The sequence below is a fragment of the Streptomyces pseudoechinosporeus genome, assembly GCF_054783935.1.
Genome location: NZ_BAAGPS010000012.1, coordinates 487,170 through 508,104 on the forward strand (window position 1 = coordinate 487,170; position 20,935 = coordinate 508,104).

General features: G+C 70.6%; 24 protein-coding genes and 3 pseudogenes. 12 read left to right on the forward strand and 15 right to left on the reverse strand.

Features of this window, described 5'->3' with window-relative positions; translation table 11 throughout:
• Positions 1-133 precede the first annotated feature (133 nt).
• Positions 134-589: a tellurite resistance TerB family protein gene (locus tag ACYVO6_RS19850; RefSeq protein WP_151484836.1), complete on the forward strand. Its 456-nt coding sequence runs from the start codon at positions 134-136 to the stop codon at positions 587-589.
• Between the two features lie 84 nt (positions 590-673).
• On the opposite strand, the gene ACYVO6_RS19855 is transcribed toward ACYVO6_RS19850, so the two are convergent.
• From ACYVO6_RS19855 to ACYVO6_RS19865, 3 genes are read right to left on the reverse strand one after another with little or no spacing between them, the layout of a single operon-like run.
• Positions 674-1,681: a transporter gene (locus ACYVO6_RS19855; RefSeq protein WP_461062823.1), complete on the reverse strand. Its 1,008-nt coding sequence runs from the start codon at positions 1,679-1,681 to the stop codon at positions 674-676.
• Positions 1,678-2,574, reverse strand: a complete 897-nt coding sequence (locus ACYVO6_RS19860) for an ABC transporter ATP-binding protein (protein ID WP_461062825.1) — start codon at positions 2,572-2,574, stop codon at positions 1,678-1,680. Before ACYVO6_RS19860 ends, ACYVO6_RS19855 begins: the two co-directional genes overlap by 4 nt.
• Complete coding sequence (locus tag ACYVO6_RS19865; protein ID WP_461062827.1) at positions 2,571-2,975, reverse strand: GntR family transcriptional regulator; 405 nt, start codon at positions 2,973-2,975, stop codon at positions 2,571-2,573. The genes ACYVO6_RS19860 and ACYVO6_RS19865 overlap by 4 nt, the downstream gene beginning before the upstream one ends.
• Before the next feature lie 316 nt (positions 2,976-3,291).
• On the opposite strand from ACYVO6_RS19865, the gene ACYVO6_RS19870 reads away from it, so the two are divergent.
• Positions 3,292-3,675: a DUF4190 domain-containing protein gene (locus ACYVO6_RS19870; protein WP_461062829.1), complete on the forward strand. Its 384-nt coding sequence runs from the start codon at positions 3,292-3,294 to the stop codon at positions 3,673-3,675.
• 20 nt (positions 3,676-3,695) lie between these two features.
• Here ACYVO6_RS19870 and ACYVO6_RS19875 read toward each other — a convergent pair.
• A pseudogene (locus tag ACYVO6_RS19875) lies at positions 3,696-3,904 on the reverse strand (M56 family peptidase); the annotation flags it as partial.
• Between the two features lie 3 nt (positions 3,905-3,907).
• The gene (locus ACYVO6_RS19880; RefSeq protein WP_461062831.1) at positions 3,908-4,561 is read right to left on the reverse strand and encodes a TetR/AcrR family transcriptional regulator; all 654 of its coding nucleotides are present in this window, start codon (positions 4,559-4,561) and stop codon (positions 3,908-3,910) included.
• Positions 4,562-4,664: 103 nt separating this feature from the next.
• On the opposite strand from ACYVO6_RS19880, the gene ACYVO6_RS19885 reads away from it, so the two are divergent.
• Together ACYVO6_RS19885 and ACYVO6_RS19890 are read left to right on the forward strand one after the other, a co-directional pair.
• Positions 4,665-5,543, forward strand: coding sequence for a serine hydrolase domain-containing protein (locus ACYVO6_RS19885; RefSeq protein ID WP_461062833.1), 879 nt, complete (start codon positions 4,665-4,667; stop codon positions 5,541-5,543).
• On the forward strand, positions 5,534-6,211 hold the full coding sequence (locus ACYVO6_RS19890) for a serine hydrolase (protein ID WP_461062835.1): 678 nt from the start codon (positions 5,534-5,536) through the stop codon (positions 6,209-6,211). The genes ACYVO6_RS19885 and ACYVO6_RS19890 overlap by 10 nt, the downstream gene beginning before the upstream one ends.
• 178 nt (positions 6,212-6,389) lie before the next feature.
• Here the strand turns inward: ACYVO6_RS19890 and ACYVO6_RS19895 are convergent, their stop codons facing one another.
• Positions 6,390-6,989, reverse strand: a complete 600-nt coding sequence (locus ACYVO6_RS19895) for a TetR/AcrR family transcriptional regulator (RefSeq protein WP_461062837.1) — start codon at positions 6,987-6,989, stop codon at positions 6,390-6,392.
• Positions 6,990-7,103: 114 nt separating this feature from the next.
• Here ACYVO6_RS19895 and ACYVO6_RS19900 point away from each other — a divergent pair, with 114 nt between their 5' ends.
• Positions 7,104-7,949, forward strand: a complete 846-nt coding sequence (locus tag ACYVO6_RS19900) for an SDR family NAD(P)-dependent oxidoreductase (RefSeq protein WP_461062839.1) — start codon at positions 7,104-7,106, stop codon at positions 7,947-7,949.
• Positions 7,950-8,121: 172 nt separating this feature from the next.
• Here the strand turns inward: ACYVO6_RS19900 and ACYVO6_RS19905 are convergent, their stop codons facing one another.
• On the reverse strand, positions 8,122-9,054 hold the full coding sequence (locus ACYVO6_RS19905) for a M56 family metallopeptidase (protein ID WP_461062841.1): 933 nt from the start codon (positions 9,052-9,054) through the stop codon (positions 8,122-8,124).
• 6 nt (positions 9,055-9,060) lie between these two features.
• Positions 9,061-9,450, reverse strand: a complete 390-nt coding sequence (locus ACYVO6_RS19910) for a BlaI/MecI/CopY family transcriptional regulator (protein ID WP_461062843.1) — start codon at positions 9,448-9,450, stop codon at positions 9,061-9,063.
• 428 nt (positions 9,451-9,878) lie between these two features.
• Between ACYVO6_RS19910 and ACYVO6_RS19915 the strand changes: the two genes are divergently transcribed.
• From ACYVO6_RS19915 to ACYVO6_RS19930, 4 genes are all read left to right on the forward strand, one after another.
• Positions 9,879-10,454 (forward strand): TerD family protein, encoded by a 576-nt coding sequence (locus ACYVO6_RS19915; RefSeq protein WP_461062845.1) that lies wholly within the window; start codon positions 9,879-9,881, stop codon positions 10,452-10,454.
• Positions 10,455-10,546: 92 nt separating this feature from the next.
• Entirely contained in the window at positions 10,547-10,834 is a 288-nt protein-coding gene (locus ACYVO6_RS19920) for a hypothetical protein (RefSeq protein ID WP_461062847.1), read from the forward strand.
• Complete coding sequence (locus ACYVO6_RS19925; RefSeq protein ID WP_461062849.1) at positions 10,819-11,403, forward strand: TerD family protein; 585 nt, start codon at positions 10,819-10,821, stop codon at positions 11,401-11,403. The genes ACYVO6_RS19920 and ACYVO6_RS19925 overlap by 16 nt, the downstream gene beginning before the upstream one ends.
• Positions 11,404-11,478: 75 nt before the next feature.
• Positions 11,479-11,757, forward strand: a complete 279-nt coding sequence (locus ACYVO6_RS19930) for a twin-arginine translocase TatA/TatE family subunit (protein WP_461062851.1) — start codon at positions 11,479-11,481, stop codon at positions 11,755-11,757.
• A 12-nt stretch (positions 11,758-11,769) separates the two neighbouring features.
• On the opposite strand, the gene ACYVO6_RS19935 is transcribed toward ACYVO6_RS19930, so the two are convergent.
• The 5 genes and pseudogenes from ACYVO6_RS19935 to ACYVO6_RS19955 all read right to left on the reverse strand — a co-directional run bounded on the left by ACYVO6_RS19935 (position 11,770) and on the right by ACYVO6_RS19955 (position 16,416).
• Positions 11,770-13,686, reverse strand: coding sequence for an alpha/beta hydrolase (locus ACYVO6_RS19935; RefSeq protein ID WP_461062853.1), 1,917 nt, complete (start codon positions 13,684-13,686; stop codon positions 11,770-11,772).
• Between the two features lie 30 nt (positions 13,687-13,716).
• On the reverse strand, positions 13,717-14,484 hold the full coding sequence (locus ACYVO6_RS19940) for an ABC transporter permease subunit (RefSeq protein ID WP_461062855.1): 768 nt from the start codon (positions 14,482-14,484) through the stop codon (positions 13,717-13,719).
• A complete protein-coding gene (locus ACYVO6_RS19945) occupies positions 14,481-15,398 on the reverse strand; it encodes an ABC transporter ATP-binding protein (protein ID WP_461062857.1) in 918 nt (305 codons plus the stop codon). Before ACYVO6_RS19945 ends, ACYVO6_RS19940 begins: the two co-directional genes overlap by 4 nt.
• A 183-nt stretch (positions 15,399-15,581) precedes the next feature.
• Positions 15,582-15,971, reverse strand: a pseudogene (locus ACYVO6_RS19950) (ISKra4 family transposase); the annotation flags it as partial.
• Positions 15,972-16,035: 64 nt separating this feature from the next.
• Complete coding sequence (locus ACYVO6_RS19955) at positions 16,036-16,416, reverse strand: hypothetical protein (RefSeq protein ID WP_461062859.1); 381 nt, start codon at positions 16,414-16,416, stop codon at positions 16,036-16,038.
• Between the two features lie 249 nt (positions 16,417-16,665).
• Here ACYVO6_RS19955 and ACYVO6_RS19960 point away from each other — a divergent pair, with 249 nt between their 5' ends.
• Positions 16,666-17,190 (forward strand): hypothetical protein, encoded by a 525-nt coding sequence (locus tag ACYVO6_RS19960; protein ID WP_461062861.1) that lies wholly within the window; start codon positions 16,666-16,668, stop codon positions 17,188-17,190.
• Between the two features lie 69 nt (positions 17,191-17,259).
• Positions 17,260-17,523 (forward strand): annotated as a pseudogene (locus ACYVO6_RS19965) (ISKra4 family transposase); the annotation flags it as partial.
• A gap of 67 nt (positions 17,524-17,590) precedes the next feature.
• On the opposite strand, the gene ACYVO6_RS19970 reads toward ACYVO6_RS19965, so the two are convergent.
• Positions 17,591-18,259 (reverse strand): response regulator, encoded by a 669-nt coding sequence (locus ACYVO6_RS19970; RefSeq protein ID WP_461062863.1) that lies wholly within the window; start codon positions 18,257-18,259, stop codon positions 17,591-17,593.
• Positions 18,256-19,437, reverse strand: a complete 1,182-nt coding sequence (locus ACYVO6_RS19975; RefSeq protein ID WP_461062865.1) for a sensor histidine kinase — start codon at positions 19,435-19,437, stop codon at positions 18,256-18,258. Before ACYVO6_RS19975 ends, ACYVO6_RS19970 begins: the two co-directional genes overlap by 4 nt.
• A 145-nt stretch (positions 19,438-19,582) precedes the next feature.
• Between ACYVO6_RS19975 and ACYVO6_RS19980 the strand changes: the two genes are divergently transcribed.
• Positions 19,583-20,902 (forward strand): AI-2E family transporter, encoded by a 1,320-nt coding sequence (locus ACYVO6_RS19980; protein ID WP_461062867.1) that lies wholly within the window; start codon positions 19,583-19,585, stop codon positions 20,900-20,902.
• Positions 20,903-20,935: the final 33 nt, after the last annotated feature.

The following is a 20,935-nucleotide window of genomic DNA, read 5'->3' on the forward strand; positions in this document are numbered from 1 at the left end:
GGGGGCGAAACCCGAGGCGCTTCACCCCCTCCCTCGCCACCCCGCCCTGATAACTTCTACGTTGCTGTAGAAGAATGCGGCGGTCGGGGCCACTACCGGGCCCGGACCCACCTCTGACACATACGGAGTTCTCATGGCCCTGTGGGACCGCATCAAGGACTCTGCATCGACGATGCAGACCCAGCTGATGGCGAAGAAGAACGACCTCAAGAGCGGCGCCTTCCGTGACGCCAGCATGGCGATGTGCGCGCTGGTCGCGGCCGCCGACGGCACCATCGACCCGGCCGAGCGCCGCCGGGTGGCCCAGCTCATCGCCACCAACGAAGTACTGCAGAACTTCCCCGCCGACGACCTCCAGCGCCGCTTCGACGACAACCTCAACAAACTGGTCGCCGACTTCGACTTCGGCAAGGTCAGCGTGCTGCAGGAGATCGCCAAGGCGAAGAAGAAGCCCGCCGAAGCGCGTGCCGTGATCCAGATCGGCATCGTCATCGGCGGCGCCGACGGCGACTTCGACAAGACCGAGCAGGCCATCGTCCGCGAGGCGTGCTTCACCCTCGACCTGCCGCCGCACGAGTTCGACCTCTGACCGGAGCACCGCGATGCCGGGCCGCTGCCCTTGGGGGGCAGCGGCCCGGCATACCGCCTTCGACGGGAGTTGCTTGGCATCCCGTCAGGTCAGGCGTCGGCGGATCCACCAGGCGCAGAACCCGGTCAGGGCCAGGGCGAGACCGAGGTAGAGCCCGGTCTCGGCCCATTGCAGGGCCCAGAAGTTGCCGGCGGGCTGGTACGTCACCCGCTGCTGGTAGCCCAGGGCGCCGAGGTCGGCGAGGCAGCGGTCGAATTGCTGCAGGGTGGGCGGGCCCGATTCGGTGTGCAGGCAGTCGGCGAAGGACGACGGCACGGGGGCCGGCTGACCGGCGGCGTTCAGTGTCTGTTGGGAGGTGACCCAGGCGCCGGGCACTTCGGGGTGCGCAACGATCTGCTGGGCGCCCTCCTGGACGCTGATGGGGGCGCCGCCGGGCTCGATCGGCACGGTGGTCCGGTCCGGGGCGGCCAGGTGGGGTCGGATCCACATCGGCGTGGAGATCTGTACGGCGGCGTAGACGACGAGCGTGGTGGCCATCGCGGGCAGGGTGCGGCGGATGACCAGGCCGAGGGCGACGCCCAGGACGAAGGCGAAGGCGGCATGGGCCATGGGGACGACACCCCGTGCGGCGAAGGCCACCGGGTCGAGCCGCGGGAAGTACGTGTCCGTCGCGCCACCGCCGTTGACCGCCCGGTCGATGGGGCTGCTCCACCAGCTCACCGCGAGTGCGGCCAGTCCGGCAGCGGTCATGGCGGCCGCCGCACCCAGGCCCAGCTTGGTCGCCAGCCAGCGTGTGCGGGTGACGCCCTGGTTCCACGCGAGGTAGTGGGTGCCCATCTCCAGTTCACGGGAGATCAGCGGCGCGCCCCAGAACATCCCGATGACCGCCGGCACGGCAAGCACAACCACCAGTCCGGCGTAGTAGAGGGTCTGGTCCGAACTGGAGAGCCGGTCCACCAGGCTGCTGCCGGCAGCTCGGTAGAGGTCGGCCAGCTGCGGGCCGGTGATCGCGAGGGTGGCGGCGAGGGCAGCCACCGCGGCAAACATCACGGCGGCCTGGGTGCGGAACTGGCGCCAGGTCAGCCAGATCATCGCAGGACCTCCAGTGCGGGTCGGGTGTCGCGTACCGCATCGGCGGGCCGGGCCATGTAGGCCAGGACAATGTCTTCCAGGCCGAGCGGGCTGACGGTCCAGGCGGGATCGTGGACCGCGGTGTCGGTGCGCACCAGGAGGGTGGTCTGCCGGTCGGTGTGGCTGGCGGTGATGACGTGCTGACCGGCCGGGAGCGTGTCCGGGTCCCGGCGTGGTCCGGTGAGCCGGTGGTGGCGGGCGACCAGGTCGTCGATGTCGCCGGCCACCTGCACCCGGGAGTCGACCAGGACGATGACGTAGTCGCAGGCCCGCTCCACGTCGGAGACCAGGTGAGAGGAGAGCACGACGCTCAGCTCGTGCTCGGCCACGGCCTCCATCAGGTCCTGCAGGAACTCCCGTCGGGCGAGTGGGTCGAGGGCGGCGACCGGCTCGTCCAGGATGAGCAGCTCGGGCCGCTTGGCGAGGCCCAGGGTGAGGGCAAGCTGGGCGAGCTGGCCGCCGGACAGCCTCCCGGCCCGCTGTTTGAGGTCCAGGCCGAGCCGACGGATCCGCTCGCGGGCCAGGCCGTCGTCCCAGCCGGGGTTGAGACGGGCGCCCAGCCGTAGGTGATCGGCGATGCTCAGGGCGGCGTAGGTCGGGGTGTCCTGGGCGACGAAGCCGACCTTGGCCAGCTGTGCGGGGCCGGTGGCGGGACGGCCGCCGCACACCTCGATGGTGCCGGTGGTCGGGGTCAGCATGCCGGAGGCCAGGTTCAACAGGGTGGACTTTCCTGCCCCGTTGGGGCCGACCAGGCCGACGACCCGCCCGGCGGGCACGTCCAGGTCGCAGTTCTGCAGCGCCCAGCGCTGCTTGTATCTCTTGCCCAGGGCCTGGGCGCGTAAGACGGCGCTCACGCTACGTCCTCTCCAGCGGCGGTCCGAAAGGTGTTCATGAACAGGGCCTCGATGGACTCCTCGTCGAGGCCGGCGAGGCGGGCCTTGGTCAGCCAGCGTTGCAGGTCCTTGCGGAGCGGGCCGTGCGCGGCGAGCGTGGCGTCGGCCAGCGTCCGGGTCACGAACGTGCCCACCCCCGGCCGGGCGGCCACCAGCCCGTCGTGCTCCAGCTCCCGGTACGCCTTGAGCACCGTGTTCGGGTTGATCGCCAACCGGCCCACGACCTCCTTGACCGTCGGAAGCCGGTCCCCCTCCTCCAGCAGGCCCAGGCGCAGCGCGTGCCGCACCTGCTGGACCAGCTGCTGGTACGGGGAGAGGCCGGACCGGCTGTCCAGGTGGAACTCAATCACTAGTTCCTCCATTTATCTAGTTCCCTAGCACTTTAGCCTTCTAGGCTGGCAATGCGTCAAGGCATGCAAGGTGAGACGGGTAGTGCTGACGGCCCTCGCCCCAGAGGTTGGATCGACGCGCTGCTGCGTCCGACGTCGACCGCGAGACCCAACCGCGGCTGCAGGGACGAGTGGCCTTTGACAGCTGTCAACTCAGCGACACGATCAAAGCGTTGGGCGACGACACCGCCCTCGCACACGCCTCTGCCACCCGGCATTCCCGCGCCGCATCGTTCACGATGAACAGCCGCTGTAACATCCAGCCCCAACTCCGGGCGCGGAGTGGTCGATGAGGGGAACGACGGTGAGCAGCGGCGAGAACGCACGGTCGGCGGCAGGAACGAGGGAGCGTTCGTGGGCGGGCAGGAACCGTCCGGCACAGGTCAGCGCGTTCTTCGCGCTCGGCGGGGTCGCGTCGCTGGGCAACTTCGCCGGGCCCATCGCCTGGATCAACCCCGGCGTCTTCGTCGGCATGGCCGTGCTGTGCGCGCTCGTCGCCATCGTCGCGGGGCACATCGGCCGCTTCCGGGGCCGCGGCCTCGACGGGGACGGGCGCGGAGTCGCGCTGGCAGGCATCCTGACCGGCTGGCTGCTCCTCCTCGTCTGCACCCTGGCGGGCCTGGCCCTCATCGGGCTGGTCGCCGGGCTGTCCGTCCTTGTGGACAGCGCGTAGGACCTGACCGTTCGGGGCTCTCAGGGCGGCGTCGCCGCGTGCAGGATGAAGACCGTTGGACAGCCGAGTTCGCAGACGACATCGCGGACACTGCCGTCATCACGGCCGCCGACCAGGCCGCCATTCCAACTGCAGTGAGCACCGACGGCCAGCTACGCGCCGCGACCACGAAACACGCAGCTGGCTCAGTGAGCCCGCAAGCCGGGCGCAGCGGAAGGCACCCCGCCGCAGGTCACACCTCGGTCGCCGTGACGTACTGATGGCACTCACCGGTGAAGACGACGGCAAGCTCGGCTTCGATGACCGATGCCGACAGCTCGGCCGCAGGCACCCCGTTCACGCCGACGGGATCGCGGTAGACCTGCATCGCAAGCCCTTCCGTCACGGCGGTGAGGCGAACGGCCGCGGGCCACGGGTCCAGATCCGCCTCGACCTCGCCGCACTCCTTGCCATTGCGGACGGCCTGTGCGATGTCCTTGCGCAGCTGCTGGGCGGTCGCGACGTCGACCTCGGCGAGGGCGGGCGCGTCCAGGGCTCGGCCGGCGAACGCCCTGGCGACCCGGAATTCGGTGCGGCGGGTCTCGTCCAGGGGGATGAACTCGGCCAGCGCCTCGACCAGGACGCGCGCGATGGGCCGCCGGTGTTCGATCCCGGCCCGGATCCGCTCGTCGGCCCGGCTCCGGATGCGGGCGCTGACCTCCTTGAACGCGTGGAGCAGCATCTCGTCCTTGGTGCGGAAGTAGTGCTGCACCAGTCCGACCGACATCCCGGCGGTGGTGGCCGTACGGGCGACGGTGACGGCGTCGAGCCCGTGTTCTGAGATGAGCTCGCAGACGGCGACGGCGATCTGACGTCGGCGTTCCTCATGGTCAGCGGTCCTTGGCACTTGATAACCGTACCAGCATACGGTAAAAACCGTACGACCATATGGTTATCTGTCTCGCCTTTCGAAGAACCGTGAGGAACCCCCATGCGCATCCACTTACGGCGTGCCGCCGCGAGCACGGTGGCCCTGCTGCTCAGCCTGCTCCTCTGCGCCCCGATCGCCCCAGGCCGTCGCGGCCTCCGTCCAGTCCGACCGCTACGCCGCGATCGACGCCTACATCCGCGACCGGATGGACGCCACCCGCGCGCCCGGAATCTCCTACGCCGTGGTCGGCCCCGACGGACCGATCCACCAGCGGTCCTGGGGAACCGACGGACGGGGCGAGCGCGTCACGGCCGACACCCCGTTCCTGTGGGGCTCGGTCGCCAAGCCGATCACCGCGACCGCGGTGATGGTCCTCGTCCAGGACGGACGGCTCCGCCTGGACGACCGGGTCGTCGACCACGTGGCGAACTTCCGGTTCGGCGGCCCCGCGCACGCGTCCCGGGTCACCATCCGTCATCTGCTCAACCAGACCGCCGGCATCCCCGAGTCGGCCACGTTCAACGTCACCGACCGCCTTGACGCCGACTGCCCCCGTCCCGCGGAACGCATCGGCGACCTGGACGACGTGCAGCCGCTCGGCCCGCCCGGCACCACGTACGCCTACACCAGCGCCAACTACCTCGTCCTGTCCGCCGTGGTCGAGGCTGTCACCAAGCGCCCGTTCGCCGACCACCTCAGGCAGACCGTGCTCGACCCGGCGGGCATGAACGGCGCCATCGCCGACCAGGCATCGGCCCGCAAGCGGAACCTGACGCCAGGTCATCAGCTTCTGTGGGGCATACCGACCGCGCTCGCCGACGGCGTGGACGACCACGGCGCGGGCTACGGCTATACGGGCGGAGACCTGAGCGACCTGGCGGCCTTCGCGTCGTTCCAGCTCCGATCGGGGAAGACCGCCGATGGCGCCGCCGTCCTCACCCCGAATCCGTGCGGCTGATGCGCGAAGAGGGCGAACTCCAGCCCCCCGGCACCGCAACCGGCTACGGGCTGGGCTGGCGGGTCGGCGGCCTGGGCGCACCGCTCGACGAGGCCATCTGGCACACGGGTGCGGCCCCTGGCTACTCGGCGATGCTGTTCCTGCTGCCGGAGCGGAACATCGCGCTCGTACTCGAGCAGAACCTGTACGGGCTCCTCCACGACGATGCGGTCATGCAGGTCGGCTTCGGCGCCGCCCGCGTACTCGCGGACGGCCGGACCCCGCCCGCAGACACCGCGTCCGCGTCCAGCTACTACATGATCGTCTGGGGCGTCACCGCTGTGGCCGCAGCCCTGATCCTGGCGGCCGGACGCTCGGCCCTGCTCCTGCGCCGCCCGGCCACGCCCGCCACCGCGCTGCGCCGTACCACCCTGACCGCCCTCTGGTGCCTGGTGGGCGCGTTGCCCTGGATCGCCCTGGCGCAGCTCGCCGGCCGCATGAGCCTGGGCCAGCTGATGACCTGGGTGCCCGACGCCTTCATCGCCGTATCTGTCGCGGCGGCCGCCGGCGCCGCGACCATCGGCCTCCGCCTCGTCCTCGCGATCCGCTCCGCCCGCGTCGGTCGTTCGCAACCGCAGTCCGGTGCACCGGCGGACGTGCGGCCCTCACTGCTCCGGCCGCACGCTTGAACTTGACACGGAAAGAAAGGAGCGTGGTCTGCCGGTCGGTACGGCTGACGGAGATGACGTACTGGCCTACCGGGAGAGTGTCCGGACAATCTCGCGCCGACCACCGGGCCACGGGCACAGGAGTTCACCCACCTGGAGAGCCCCGCGCAGCCGCAGGTGTTGGCCAAGGTCCCTGCCGTTACCCGGCTCCGCTCCGTTCCTTCGTGCGATCCTGCGGCGGTGTCGCGGGGGCCATCGCCCGGAGCGCGGCGGCCAGGAGCTCGGCGCGGTCGGTGTCGCTCAGGCGTCCGCCGTTGCTTGCCATCACCTCTCGCGCGCCGTCCTTGGCGACGGCGATCGCCGCGCGCACGCGGATCATCGCCGCCGCGTCCGGCTGCGGTCCGGCGAGCGCGACGATGATCCGGTCGTCCTTGTCCCGCAGCTTGTAGTCGCGCCCCCGTTCCGCCAGGACGGCGACCACAGAGGGGTCGGTGCCGAACATGGCCAGCACCTGGCCCGCGCCGGCCACCATGTCGATGAGGGCGCCGAGCAGCTCTTCGGCGGTCGCGTCCTCGGCTGCGAGGTCGGCGATCCCGGCATGGGCGGCCAGGGAGTCGGCCAGGATCGCGTCGAGGATGTCGTCCTTGGACGGGAAGTGGTAGTAGAGCGCTGCCTTGCTGGTGCCCAGTTGCCTGGCGATGTCGGAGATCGACGTCCCGGCGTAGCCCTGTGTCCTGAACAGTTTCCCGGCGATGTCCAGGATGCGTGATCTCGTCCTGTCGGCGTTGCGCTCAGCCATGAGACCCCTTCTCCGTGCGGTCTCCTATGAGTCTACTTGACGACCGGTCGGTAAGTGACGGACGGTATACTTACCGACCGTTCGGCAAGTAGATCTGATCCGCGAGGAGGCACCATGCAGCGCTCCAACGCAGTGCTGGTCACCGGCTGCTCCACCGGCATCGGGAGAGCGACAGCCCTGGCCCTGGTCCGGGCGGGCCTGCCCGTCTGGGCCTCGGCCCGCAGCCCGGAGACCCTCACGGAGCTGGCAGCGGCCGGCTGTTGCACGCTGCGGCTCGACGTCACCGACGAGGAATCCCGCGTACGAGCCGTCAAGGCGGTCGAGGCCGCTCACGGTGCCGTCGGAGTGCTGGTCAACAACGCCGGCTACGGACAGATCGGTGTGGTCGAGGAACTGCCGATGGAGGCCCTGCGCCGGCAGTTCGAGACGAATGTGTTCGGACTGGTCCGGCTGTGCCAGCTGGTCCTGCCCGGCATGCGAGCCCAGCACGCAGGGACGATCGTCAACCTCGGCTCGGCCGCCGGACTGATCACCCCGCCCGCCTCGACCGCCTACAGCATGACCAAGCACGCCCTGGAAGCGCTCTGCGACGGGCTGCGCCTCGAGGTCGCCCACGCCGGCATCCGGGTCGTCCTTTTGGAGCCGGGCGCGGTACGGACGCAGTTCATGAGCACCGGCAGAGCGACCCTCCGGCACCAGGACAGCCACAGCCCGTACGCAACCTTCCAGGACAACGTCAACAGGATGGCCGACCGAGCCCATCGGGAGGGCGCCCGCGCCGTTCTCACACCCGAGGACGTCGCCGAGGTCGTGCACAAAGCGGTCACGGCCCGCCGTCCCAGAACCCGCTACCGGATCGGACCCCAGGCCCGGGTCATGCCACGGATCCGCCGGGCGCTCCCCGATCGGCTGTGGGATGCGTTCCTGCGCCGGATGGCACCGTTCCACCAGGAGACATGAACCGCCCGGTCATCCTCGACAAGTTCCGGTAGCGATCCCGGCGGTGTGATCGCCGGTCTGGAGACGACCACCGTGTCGGGTGTCCTTGGCAAGAGGCGGGCTGGTTGTCGGGGATCCGTCTCTCGGAGAGTGCATAAGCACTGCCGGCCGCCGCGCCTGCCGCTCAGAGACCTCAGAGCGGCGTCGCCGCGTGCAGGATGAGGACCATCGTGACGGCCGAGTTCGCGGACGACATCGCGGACAGGGCCGTCCCCACGGCCGCCGTCCACGCCGCCATGCCCACCGCGGTGAACAGCGAGGGCCAGCTGCGCGCCGCGGGCGCGGGCTCCAGCAGGGCCGCCACCCGACGCGGCACCGGCCCAGGCACGGCGAAGCCCGCGAGCGTTGGTACCGGGGTGCCCCGGGAGACGAGCGCCGCCTTGCCGATCGCGCACGCCACGGTCCTGCGGTCACCGACGGCGTGGGCCGCGTCCTCGTCCGCCCACCGCTCCGCCGTGTAGGACACGGCCGTGCGCAGCGGCCGCAGGAACGGGTTGGCGCGCGCGGCCAGCTGGACGGCGAGCAGGAACCGGTGGTGCCGGGCGGCGAGATGGGCGCGCTCGTGGGCGAACAGGGCGCGCCGTTCGGCCGGTTCGAGGCAGGACAGCAGGGCGGTGGTCACCACGATCCGGCCCCGTCGCCCGCCGGGGAGGGCGTAGGCGTACGGCACCTCGTCGGGCAGTACGGCCACCTCCGTGCCCGGCAGCCCGGCCAGGGCCCGGTGGGCGTGGCGGCGGACCCGTCGGTGCCGCCACAGCGTGCGGCCGCAGGCCAGCAGCACCGCGAGGAGCGCCGGAATGGCCAGCTTCCCGGCGACCTCGTCGTACGGCACGGCCTCGCGCACCTCGGGATCCGACCAGCCGTCGGGCAGCGGGTTGCCGGGCAACTGCGCCGTGCCGACCACCATCAGCAGCCCCAGACACACGGTGCTGCACATCGCCATCACCACGGCCAGCCCGGTCAGCAGCCGGGTGGCGGTCCGCGGATGCAGGCGCTGCTCGGCCAGGCGCGCGATCGGCCATGCCGTCAACGGCAGGACCAGAGGCAGAAAGACGAACACCCCCATGAGGCTTCAGTCTTCCCCTTCGCCCTCGGCTCGACCCAGCAGTTCGCGCAGCAGCCGCTCGTCGTCCGGTTCCAGGGAGGTGACGAAGCTGGCCAGCACCGCCTCCCGGTCGCTTTCACGGTCGAGCACCTTGCGCATCTTGTGCGCGGCCAGGCCCGCCTGGTCCGAGGCGGGGGTCCAGGCGAAGGACCGGCCGACGCGCTCGCGGGTGACCGCGCCCTTGGCCAGCAGCCGGGTGAGGATCGTGATCACCGTCGTATAGGCGAGGTCTTCGCCGAGGCGTTCCTGCACCCATCCCGCGCTCGCCGGGCCGTCCGCCTCATGCAGGGCCGACAGGACGAGTGCCTCCAGTTCACCCTGCCCCCGCCGCGGGGGACGCTGCCGCTGGTCCGTCACGCCTGTCTCCCTTCCGCCGACCCTGAATTCACGGGCGGTCCATCGTATCGACGCTCCACAGCCGGCCATCGCGCCGCGGCCGGTGCTCCGCTGCCCCTCACCACAACATCTACATGATTGTAGAAGCCAGTCTGCCCGGACAGGTTCTTCCGTGCCGCAAGAGACGGCAACGACACAAGGAGAGACGAACGCCGCCACCTGGGGCTCGGCCGTCGCGGGCGCGCTGGTCCTGCTAATCGGCTACCGCATCCTCTTCGGCAACTCCCGTGACCGACCAGCCACTTCACCGCGCCCACCATTTCTCGGCCCTACGCGACACGGCCAAACCTCGAGGGCCGCGTAAACCCTCCCTCACCTTCTACAGTGTTGTAGATTTTATCCCCGGGTCCCACCGGACCCTGACCTGACACATCGAGAAGGAGTACGCAGTGGGAGTTTCCCTGGCCAAGGGTGGCAATGTCTCGCTCAGCAAGGAGGCACCGGGTCTGACCGCCGTCCTGGTCGGTCTGGGCTGGGACGTGCGCAGCACCACCGGCACCGACTTCGACCTCGACGCATCCGCCCTGCTGCTCGACACCTCCGGCAAAGTGCTCTCCGACCAGCACTTCGTCTTCTACAACAACCTGACCAGCCCGGACGGTTCGGTCGAGCACACCGGGGACAACCTCACCGGCGAGGGCGAGGGCGACGACGAGGCCGTCAAGGTGAACCTCGCCACCGTGCCCGCCGAGATCGACCGGATCGTCTTCCCGGTCTCCATCCACGACGCCGAGAACCGCGGCCAAAGCTTCGGCCAGGTCCGCAACGCCTTCATCCGCGTCGTCAACCAGGCGGGCGGCGCGGAAATCGCCAGGTACGACCTGTCCGAGGACGCCTCCACCGAGACCGCGATGGTCTTCGGCGAGCTGTACCGCAACGGGACGGAGTGGAAGTTCCGCGCGGTCGGGCAGGGTTACGCGTCCGGCCTGGCCGGGATCGCCTCCGACTTCGGCGTCAACGTCTGACCCAGACAGCCTGCCCCCGGGCCTGATCCCCGGGGGCAGGCCCGGCACACCCTCGTCCAGCACCGAAGTACCCCTACCCGTCAGGAGACCGCGTGGCCCACCCCTCCGGCCTCCGCCCCCAGGACCGGGCGGACTTCGAGGCCGTACTGCACCTGGCGCTGAACACCCCGGACATCCTGAGCGCCCTGCGCGCCGACCCGACCGGCCGGGCCGCCACGCGCCTGCGCCTCCGGGCACTCGCCCACCACCGACTCCAAGAGCGGCTCTCCGCCCACCGGCTAGCAGCCGTGCCGGTCCGGACGGCCGAGCAGACGCTCCCGGACAGTTCCATCAAACAGCGCCAAACCCGAAGGAAAAGCACCCCATGTCGGTCAACATGACCAAGGGCCAGCAGATCAGCCTGAACAAGGCCGACGGCAGCGCCCTGACCTCCGTCCGGATGGGCTTGGGCTGGCAGGCCGCAGCTCGCAAAGGCTTCCTCGCCAAGCTCACCGGAGGCGGAGACATCGACCTGGACGCCTCGGCCGTACTCTTCGCCGCCGGGCAGCCGGTCGACGTTGTCTTCTTCCAACACCTGGTCAGCGACGACGGCTCCGTCCGGCACACCGGCGACAACCTCACCGGCGGGGCCGGCTCCGGAGGCGACGACGAAGCCGTCCTCGTCGACCTGGCCCGCGTCCCCGCGCAGATCGACCAGATCGTCTTCACCGTCAACTCCTTCACCGGCCAGACCTTCGCCGAAGTGCAGAACGCGTTCTGCCGCCTGGTCGACGAGACCACGGGCGCCGAACTGGCCCGCTACACCCTCACCGGCGGAGGCAAGCACACCGCCCAGATCATGGCCAAGGTCCACCGCACCGGTGGCAGCTGGCAGATGAAGGCCATCGGCGAACCCGCCACCGGCCGCACCTTCCAGGACCTGCTGCCGTCCATCGCACCCCACCTGTAGACCAGGGCGCCCCGCCCGCCTCCCCCGATGCGCCCGGCCGTACCCGGACCGGGCCACACAGCAGACAGGACCCGCATGTTCGGACTCAGCGAGCTCGCGATCATCCTTATCGTCGTCATAGCCGTCCTCGCCGCCAAGAAACTCCCCGACCTCGCCCGCTCGGCGGGCAAGTCGGCACGCATCCTCAAGGCGGAGGCCAGGGCGATCAAGGAGGAGGAGCAGGCTACGGCCGGGGAGCAGGCGGCCCCTCGCGTGATCCAGGCCGAGACCAGCACACCCGGCACACCGCCCACCGATGCGCCCCGGTCCACCCCGCGACCGGGCGGCGAAGAGCCTCCTCGCGCCCAGGGCTGACGCACGCGGTGTTCACCCGCCCAGGGCACGCAGCAGCATCGGCAGGGAGTGGTGCAACTCCCGCTCCCCGTAGGCCGGATGGTGGGTGCCGGAGTGGAAATGACTGGTCACCGGGGCGCCGAGCCGCCGCAGCCGGGCATCCAGGGACCGGGTCAGGTCGTGGATGACGGCTTCCGCCGGGTCGTACGCGCTGCCCGGCGGATCGAGCGGTCCCGGGTGGCCGTCCCCGGTCGAGAGGTAGACGCGGGTGTGGCGCAGCCGTTCGGCCAGATGGTGCGGGTCGTGCGCCTGCCAGACGGCGCGCTGGGCATCCCGGTCGCCCCACAGGGCGTCCAGGTCGCCGCCGTACGCCTCCTCCATCAGCGGCCAGACCTCGCGCATCCGCGGGTGGAGGAGGTGAACGGGCCCGCTGTAGCTCGCCGCGGTGCGGAACAGGTCCGGGCGGCGGGCGGCGTAGGAGACCGCGCCGAAGCCGCCCATCGACAGCCCGGCCACCGCACGGCGCGTCCTGGCACCGTAGTGGCGTTCCAGCAGGGGGCGCAGTTCGTCCAGGTGGAAGGTCTCCCAGGCGGGCGGGCCGCCGGTGCCGTGGTTCCACCAGTTGCTGTAGAAGCCGACCTGGCCTCCCTCCGGCATCACCACCAGGACATCGCGCAGCTGGGACAGTTCCTCGACGTCGGACTCGCGGGTCCAGGTCTTGTACGTCTCCGGTTCGAAGCCGCCGTGCAGGAGGTACAGGACGGGCCAGGTCTGTCCGGGCCGCCGCCGTTCCCAGCCGTCCGGGGTCAGCAGCCGGACCTTGGCCGCGCCGCCCAGCGCGGGCGAGGCGACGGTGAGATCAACCTGACGTGGGGCGACGCGCTCCTCCCGGACGACGTGGGGGTCTTGCTCGGCGCCGTGCAGGGCGTCAAGGAGCAGCGGCAGCGAGCGGTGGAACTCCCGAACCCAGTACGGCGGGGAGTGTGTGCCCGCGTAGAAGTGGGTCGTCACCGGGGTGCCGGCGGAGGCCAGACGCGCGGCCAAGGCACGGGACTCGCGTTCCATGAGCGTCTCCGTCGGGGAGATCGCGTTCTCGGGGAACGGGTCGGCGGGATCTTCCAGGCCGGGGATCTCCGGGTCGGGTTCGGTGCCCGGCGGGTCGAGGTCGCCTGCCGTGCCGTCGCCGCTGGAGAGGTAGACAGGCGTGGTGCGCAGCCGGTCGGCCAGGTAATAAGGGTCGTGGGCCCGCCAGTTGGCACGCTGGGCGGACGGGTCGCCCCATAGCGCCGTCCAGTCCAGGCCCAGGTAGGTCATCGCGGCCCGGATGGCGTGCGGGTGTCGGCTCGGGTGCACGAAGCCGCTGTAGCTCGCCGCGGCCCGGAACATCCCCGGATGGCGTGCGGCGTAGGAGAGGGCGCCGAACCCGCCCTGCGACTCCCCCGCGGCCGCACGACGGGTACCCGCGCCGTAGTGGCGCTCCAGCAGCGGGCGCATCTCCTTCAGGTGGAAAGTCTCGACGGCGGGCGGTCCGCCGCGGCCGGCGTTGAACCAGTCGCTGTAGAAGCCGAACAGCGGCATCTCCGGCATCACGACCAGCACGTCGCGCAGCTGGGGCAGGTCCCTGAGGCGGGCGTCATAGTCCTCGGTCCAGGCTTTGTGGTTGCCGTCCCCGCCGACCAGCAGATACAGCGTCGGCCACCTCTCGCCCGGCCGCCTGTCCTGCCAGCCGTCCGGGGTCAGCAGACGGACCTTCGCGGTGCGGCCCAGGGCGGGTGAGTCGACGGTGAGGTCGACCAGACGCTCTCCTCTCTTCTCCTCGGCGGTGACTCGGGCACCGTGCGCTGCGGGTACGGTCGCCTCGGCGTCCATGCAGGAGATCCCGATCAGCAGCAGGAGGTCGACGACGACCAGGGTGAGGAGCAGGCGTAAGCGTCCGTGGCTCCACGGCATGGCTGATTTCCTTTCGTGCGAAGGCAGTTGTCATGCATCTCGGCTGCGCAGGGTCGCGGTCGCGAGCAGGAGCAGTGCCGCCGTGTAGCCCGCTACCAGCAGCAGGGACGGCCAGGGGCCGAGGCTGCCGACCGTCTGGACGGTGGCGTCCGAGGTCTGGGTGAGTTTCTGCAGGGCGGCCGTCGGCGAGATGCCCGCGACCCAGCGCTGGGCGTCGCCGAACAGCGGGCCGAGGAGAGAGGGCAGGAGCAGGACGCCGATGACGGCGGTGACAGCGCCCGCGGAGTGGCGTACGAGGGTGCCGACCGCCAGGCCGAGCAGCGCGGCCACGGCAAAGGAGGCGGCGATGCCGAACAGGGCGGGCAGCGGCTCCCCTTGGGCGTACCTGCCGTCTTCGAGCAGTGCCTCGCCGACGAGGTAGGCGAGCGCGCAGAAGACCAGTGCCAGGGCGTACGTCAGGCCGGCGAGCAGCGCCGCCTTCGCCGCCAACACGGTTGCGCGGCGCGGGGTGGCGGAGAACGTGGTGCGGATGGTGCCACTTGCGTACTCGCCGGTGATCACCAGGGCGCCGACGACCGCGGCGAGTATCTGGGCCACGACGGACAGGCTCAGGCTGCCGCCGAGCACCGTATCGTCCTGCTGCAGGCTGCCCGTCGCCGCGACGAACACCGCACCCAGCACGGGCACGGCGGCGGTCGCGACGGTCGTCCAGACCAGGGAACGCACGCTGCGGAACTTGATCCACTCATGGGCGAGCGACTGCGAGAAGCCCGCCCGTGCGTCGGCGAGGGTCGTCATCGCAGGGCCTCCTGCCGGGTCCGGTACTCGGCCGAGTCGCGGGAGAGAGCCGTGTAGACCTCCTCCAACGAGGAGTGAGCCGGCGTGACTTCATGCACCGCGAGCCCGTGGTCGCGGGCCAGGTCACCGATGGCGGTCGCGTCGAGACCGTCCACCCGCCAGCCGCCCCGGGCGTCCAGACATACGCTCGCCCCCTTAGCCTCCAGCAGGTCGCGCAGCTTCTCCGGCTCCGGCGAGCGGACGAGCGTATGGGCGCGGGAGTTGGTCTCGATGAAGTCGCGCACGGCCGTGTCGGCCAGCAGCCTGCCGCGGCCGATCACGATCAGGTGGTCGGCGGTCAGCTCCATCTCGCTCATCAGATGGCTGGAGAGGAAGACCGTACGGCCTTGCGCGGCAAGGGACTTCAGCAGCGTGCGGATCCAGCGGATGCCCTCGGTGTCCAGGCCGTTGACCGGCTCGTCCAGGAGCAGCACCTCCGGGTCGCCGAGCAGCGCGGCGGCCATGCCGAGCCGCTGGCTCATGCCGAGCGAGAAGCCCTTGACCCGCCGTCCGGCGACCTCGGTCAGGCCGGTCAGGTCGAGGACGTCCTCGACCCGGCGGCGCGGGATGCGGTTGCTCGCCGCGAGCCCAGTCAGGTGCTGGTGGGCGGTGCGGCCGCCGTGCACGCCTTTGGCGTCCAGCAGCGAGCCGACCGTGCGCAGGGGCGCGGCCAGTTCGGCATACCGCCGGCCCGCCACCGTGACCGTGCCCGCGGTGGGGGCGTCGAGGCCGAGGACGAGGCGCAGGGTGGTGGACTTGCCGGCGCCGTTCGGGCCGAGGAAGCCGGTCACCCGTCCGGGGCGAACGGTGAACGTCAGCCCGTCGACGGCGGCCTTGTCTCCGTAGCGTTTCGTGAGGTCGCGTGCTTCGATCATGCCGACGACGGTATGAAGCCCGGACGATCCGGACATCCGCCACGGTGAGTCGGCGGCTACTCCCTCGGGAGTAGCTCCCGTCGGGCACACCAGGCAATCATTCAAATTTCCCCGGGATTTTCCGGTGCCAGGCCATTTCCGTCATCGCCTCTGGGCGCGGATTCTCTGAAGTGAAGGTCGGGTTCAAGCTGTGAGGCTGTACTCCTGCTGGTCGGGGGTGGGGTAGAGACCCTGGTGCTCGCGGGCGGCATGGAAGGACCAGTAGTCGTCGAAGTCGCTGTTGGTGATCAGGGCGCGGAGCTGGAGGACGACTTCCGCGCCGTGCAGGCCCCAGCGGGCGCCGGTGATGTCGAGGCGGTCGGCGATGAGGTGGCGGCATGCTCCTTCGACAGCGCCAGCGGCGATCGGCCAGCCGACGGTGAGGGCGGTGTCGTAGTGGAGCTGGTCGAGGTGGCCGGTGAGGCAGCGATGGCAGGCGTCGCCGTTGTCGCGGCGGGCGGCGGGGAGGCGTTCGGCCCGGGCTTGAACGGTCATCTCGGTGGAGGCGCGTTCGGCGTGTCCGGCGAGGGCCGTGCGCCCCAAACGCTGGCGTCGCCACTCGCATCGTCAGCCGACCGCGCGATGCGCCGCCCGGCCATCAGCCGAACGCTTTAGGGTCGTGCCAGTAGCGAGGCGGCCAGTCCTGCGGCTCGACAGCCAGGTCCGCCGCTGTCTCCTCCGCCTGCATGCTCCTGGCCTCACCCTGGTCGGCCGAGTCCGAGACCAACTCCGCGACCTGCAGCGTGCAGTTCCACAGCGTTGTCATCCCCTTGATCAACACGAAGTACGACTCGCCGTCAGCTAGGCGGTACACCCGGCGCCACTGTTCGATGATCCTCGTGCGCGGCCGATAGGTATGGACGACGGCGCGGAGTTCCCCCAGCGCCTGCTCCTTCGTACCGTTCACCTCACGGATGATCTCGGTCTGGAGGTAGTCACCGTTGTAGTGGCACTGCGCGATCACGATCCAGCTGCCCATGCTCGCCCCTCCCGACGCCCCCGGCGCCAGCCCCCGTTGGATCCCGGCACCGCCCCGGGCACGGGCACCCCGCAGCCAATGGTCGGATTCTTTGCGAGGAGGCGCCAGACGGCAGCCCGTCACCTCGCCAACTTGCAACCGAACCTGGATGAGCCCGGATCCTCTGAGGGGAGGGACTGAGCAGGGAAGTTCCTGATGGGTAGGTGCCGGAGACGGCTGGCTTCCACCGTGGCGTGTGAAGGAGGCGTCATGGTGTCGTTGCCGGAGGAACGTGAGGCCGTGGCCCGACGGCGGGTCGACGAACTCCAAGCGGAGACAGAGGGGTTGTCCGTTCATCTGGAGGGGGCCCGGGAGGATCTGGCGCGGTTGGTTGTCACGCGGGTGACCGTCGCGGAGGTGCTGGCGGAGCTGTCGGCCATGGAGGCAGAGAAGCAAGCGGATGGGGCGGCAGCGGATCCGCCGGAAGTGAAGGACGCGACGGCGGCCCGGGGCATCGGGGTGGTGATGGTGCCGCCGTGGCGGGAGGGTCTGGTCGCGGGAGTGCTGCCGGATGTGTGCCGCGACATCGTGGAGGTCGTCTCCGATGCGCCGGGGCCGTTGCAGGCCAAGCAAATCGTGCCGCGGATCGGGTTGACTGCGACGACGGTGAAGATCGAGGGGACGCGGGGGAAGCTGAAGCGGTTGGTAGAGCGGGGTTGGCTGGACGAGGACGCGCCGGGCCAGTTCACGCTTGCTCGGGGCGGGCGAAGCAGGGACCGGGTCACCTCGCGGTGACCAAGGGGCTCTTCTCCGCAGATTCGAAGATGCGAACCAGATCGGATCCACGCAAGGAAAAGAGCCCCGATGGAACAGTACGACGCCCTGCACGAACCTGATCCGTTCTCCTTCTCCCGCAGTGCTAGCGGGGCCGTGAGCTGCTGCGACAACTGATGCAGGACCACCTCGATCTCCGTGCCCGCCGGGAAGAGGACGCGCTGCGGGCGGGCGAGGCCCAGGGGGGTGACCGGCTTGGACGGGAAGGTGCGCAGGTGGCGGGAGGTGGGGCATCGCCGCTGGCTGACCGGTCTGTTCGGGGTGGTGCGGGTCACCCGCGTCGCCCACCGGGGCTGGGCATGGCCCGGGCGACGCCGCAGCACATTCCGTCCGCCGGCAGAACCACTCCGGTATTGCTCGCTCAGCCTTCCCCTGCTCTGACCAGTCCCGTCTCGTACGCCAGCACCACCAGCTGTGCCCGGTCCCGTGCCCGGAGCTTGGTCATCGCGCGGCTCACGTGGGTCTTTGCGGTCAGTGGGCTCATGAGCAGTTCCCGGCCGATCTCCTCGTTGCTCAGCCCGGCTGCGACCAGCGCCATCACCTCGCGCTCCCGCTCGGTGAGCACCGCCAGCCGCTCGGCACCGGCCGCCTCCGGACCTTTCAGCCGGGCGAACTCTTCCACCACCGAGCGCGTCACGGCCGGGGCGAGGAGGCTTTGCCCGGCGGCGACCGTGCGGATCGCCTCCCGCAGCTCGTCCGGCTCGATGTCCTTGAGCAGGAAGCCCGCCGCCCCGTGCCGCAGCGCCTCGAAGACGTACGCGTCGACCTGGTAGGTGGTGAGCATGACCACCCGTACGCCGTCCAGGGCAGGGTCGGCGGCGATGAGGCGGGTGGCCTCGATGCCGTCGACGCCGGGCATGCGGATGTCCATCAGGACGACGTCGGGCCGAGTCAGCCGCACCGCCTCCACGGCCTGCCGCCCATCGGCCGCCTCCGCGACCACCACGAGGTCGTCGGTCAGGTCCAGCAGGGCGCGGAAGCCGGCTCGTACGACGGTCTGGTCGTCCGCGAGCACCACGCGCACCGTCACGATCGCTCCCCTCCGTCGCCACCGCGGGCCGGGAGTTCGGCCCGCACCCGGAAACCGCCGCCGGGCAGCGGCCCGTAGTCGATCGTGCCCCCGGCCGCCGCGGCCCGCTCCCGCATCCCGACCAGCCCGAAGCCGCCCACTGCCTGTGGCATGGCCAGCGGGCCGTCGTCGACGACCTCCACCGTCAGCCGACCGTCCGCCCGGACGACGGACACCGCCGCGTGCCGAGCGCCGGAGTGCTTGACAACGTTCGTCAGCGCCTCCTGGACGATCCGGTACACGGCCAGCCCCACCACCGGCGACACACCGTCCGGCGCGCCCTCCCGCCGCAGCGTGATCTCCACATCGCCGCCCGCGAACCGGTCGACCAGCTCGGCGAGCCGCTCGAGCCCCGGCGCCGGTTCCACCGGATCACCCTCCTGCTCGCGCAACACGGTGACGGTGGCCCGCAGCTCCCGCACCGCCTCCTTGCCCGCCTCCCGCACCTGCCGCATCGCGGCCCGGGCCACCTCCGGCTTCACGTCGAACGCGTCCAGCCCCACGCCCGCCTGCACCGTCATCGCGGTGACCGTGTGCGCGACGACGTCGTGCAGCTCGCGGGCGATCCGCACCCGCTCCTCATGCACCCGCCGCGCCGCCTCCCGCTCCCGGTCCTCCTCCGCACGGACGGCCCGGGCGGCGTACTCGGCCTGCAACTGCCGCCGCGTACGCACCGCTTCCCCCAGCAGCAGCGGCACCAGCGGCCACAGCATCTCCAGCACCGCCAGCCCCTGCGGGTTCACCACGTCGTTGCCCACCCACAGCGCGACCGCACCCGACGTCAGCGAGGCGATCAGCCCGGTCCACAGGGTGCGCCGCCGGTCGCCCTGCACCGCGACCGTGTACAACGCCACGATCACCGGCAGGTTCAGCAGCTCCCCGATGTGCCCGTACAGCGCCCAGCCCGCGCACGCCGCCCCGGTCACCACCGCGACCGCCACCGGCCACCGCCGCCGCCAGAACAGCGCGAGCAGCGACACCGCGAGCAGCAGCCAGGTGAACCAGTCCGCCTGCCGGTACTCCGGTTCGTTCGATGCCGCGTCCAGCCCGGTGAACCACGCGACCACGGCCACCACGAGGAAATCCACGGACCTCGGCGAAAGGTCCCGCAGCCAGGCACTCAGGCGATCGAAGGACATCACCTCCACACCGTATGAGCGCCCATGCCCGAGCGCGTACGACAGCGGGAGTACCCGCCTGCGCCCCGACGCGCCGCACCGGGCCGATCCGGTAAGAACCATGGGCGGCGTCCGGCCCCGAAGCGGCGTGGGCGAGACTTGCACGGTGGCACGCACAGACGAGACCGGCCAGGCCGCCCCGCACGTGTCTGCAATCGACACGCCGCCGAGCCCCCAGCCCTCGCCCGGACAGGCCACCGGGCGCGGTGCGCGCATGCCGGGCTGGCTGCCGCGCGCCCTGGTGCTCGCACTCGCGCTCATCGCCGTGTTCCAGCTGGCCGGTTGGGCCTTCCACCAGCTCCTCGGCCTGCTGATCAACATCCTCATCGCGTTCTTCCTCGCCCTCGCGATCGAGCCCGCAGTGAGCTGGATGGCCTCCCGCGGCATGCGCAGGGGCCTGGCCGCCTTCCTGGTCTTCCTCGGCCTCGTGATCGTGACCGTCGGCTTCGTCACGCTGCTCGGCTCCATGCTCGCCGAGCAGATCATCAAGATCGTCGAGGACTTCCCGGCCTACCTCGACTCCGTCATCAACTGGATCAACACCCACTTCAAGACCGACCTGAAACGGGTGGACGTACAGGAGGATCTGCTCCGCTCCAACTGGCTGCGCGACTACGTGCAGAACAGCGCAACCGGCGTCCTGGACGTGTCCACCCAGGTGTTGGGCGGGCTCTTCCAGCTGCTGACGATCACGCTGTTCTCGTTCTACTTCGCCGCCGACGGCCCCCGCCTGCGCCGGGCGCTGTGCTCCGTCCTGCCGCCCGCCAAGCAGGCCGAGGTGCTGCGCGCGTGGGAGATCGCCGTCGACAAGACCGGCGGCTACATCTACTCACGCGGCCTGATGGCCCTGATCTCCGGCATCGCGCACTACATACTTCTGCAAGCGCTGGGCGTCCCCTACGCGCCCGTGCTCGCCGTCTGGGTCGGCCTGGTCTCGCAGTTCATCCCCACCATCGGCACCTACCTCGCAGGCGCCCTGCCGATGCTCATCGCGTTCACCGTCGACCCCTGGTACGCGCTGTGGGTGCTGGTCTTCGTCGTGGTCTACCAGCAGTTCGAGAACTACCTGCTGCAGCCCAAGCTGACCGCCAGGACCGTCGACATCCACCCCGCGGTCGCGTTCGGCTCCGTCATCGCCGGTACCGCCCTCCTCGGCGCCGTCGGCGCCCTGATCGCCATCCCCGCGGTCGCCACGCTTCAGGCGTTCCTCGGGGCGTACGTGCAGCGCTACGACGTCACGGACGACCCGCGCGTCCACGGGCACCGGAGCAGAAGCTCCAGCACCGGCCTCGTCACGCGCGCCCGCCGGTTGCGAGAGCAGAAGTCCGGAGAGAGGGCAACGTCAGAGTCTGCAGAGGGCTCCTCATCGGCGGACGGCGGGAAGGAGGAAGCGCTTCGCCGCACGGCCGCTTCGGGCCGCACGTAGGCGACTCCCTGTAGACGCGCGGTCGGCTGTCAC

What these genes read in the sequence shown, in the direction of transcription:
- ACYVO6_RS19850 (WP_151484836.1), top strand. Translation starts at nt 134, where the DNA reads ATGGCCCTGTGGGACCGCATCAAGGACTCTGCATCGACGATGCAGACC.
- ACYVO6_RS19855 (WP_461062823.1), bottom strand. Translation starts at nt 1,681, where the DNA reads ATGATCTGGCTGACCTGGCGCCAGTTCCGCACCCAGGCCGCCGTGATG.
- ACYVO6_RS19865 (WP_461062827.1), bottom strand. Translation starts at nt 2,975, where the DNA reads ATGGAGGAACTAGTGATTGAGTTCCACCTGGACAGCCGGTCCGGCCTC.
- ACYVO6_RS19870 (WP_461062829.1), top strand. Translation starts at nt 3,292, where the DNA reads ATGAGGGGAACGACGGTGAGCAGCGGCGAGAACGCACGGTCGGCGGCA.
- ACYVO6_RS19895 (WP_461062837.1), bottom strand. Translation starts at nt 6,989, where the DNA reads ATGGCTGAGCGCAACGCCGACAGGACGAGATCACGCATCCTGGACATC.
- ACYVO6_RS19900 (WP_461062839.1), top strand. Translation starts at nt 7,104, where the DNA reads ATGCAGCGCTCCAACGCAGTGCTGGTCACCGGCTGCTCCACCGGCATC.
- ACYVO6_RS19905 (WP_461062841.1), bottom strand. Translation starts at nt 9,054, where the DNA reads ATGGGGGTGTTCGTCTTTCTGCCTCTGGTCCTGCCGTTGACGGCATGG.
- ACYVO6_RS19925 (WP_461062849.1), top strand. Translation starts at nt 10,819, where the DNA reads ATGTCGGTCAACATGACCAAGGGCCAGCAGATCAGCCTGAACAAGGCC.
- ACYVO6_RS19930 (WP_461062851.1), top strand. Translation starts at nt 11,479, where the DNA reads ATGTTCGGACTCAGCGAGCTCGCGATCATCCTTATCGTCGTCATAGCC.
- ACYVO6_RS19935 (WP_461062853.1), bottom strand. Translation starts at nt 13,686, where the DNA reads ATGCCGTGGAGCCACGGACGCTTACGCCTGCTCCTCACCCTGGTCGTC.
- ACYVO6_RS19940 (WP_461062855.1), bottom strand. Translation starts at nt 14,484, where the DNA reads ATGACGACCCTCGCCGACGCACGGGCGGGCTTCTCGCAGTCGCTCGCC.
- ACYVO6_RS19945 (WP_461062857.1), bottom strand. Translation starts at nt 15,398, where the DNA reads ATGATCGAAGCACGCGACCTCACGAAACGCTACGGAGACAAGGCCGCC.
- ACYVO6_RS19955 (WP_461062859.1), bottom strand. Translation starts at nt 16,416, where the DNA reads ATGGGCAGCTGGATCGTGATCGCGCAGTGCCACTACAACGGTGACTAC.
- ACYVO6_RS19960 (WP_461062861.1), top strand. Translation starts at nt 16,666, where the DNA reads ATGGTGTCGTTGCCGGAGGAACGTGAGGCCGTGGCCCGACGGCGGGTC.
- ACYVO6_RS19975 (WP_461062865.1), bottom strand. Translation starts at nt 19,437, where the DNA reads ATGTCCTTCGATCGCCTGAGTGCCTGGCTGCGGGACCTTTCGCCGAGG.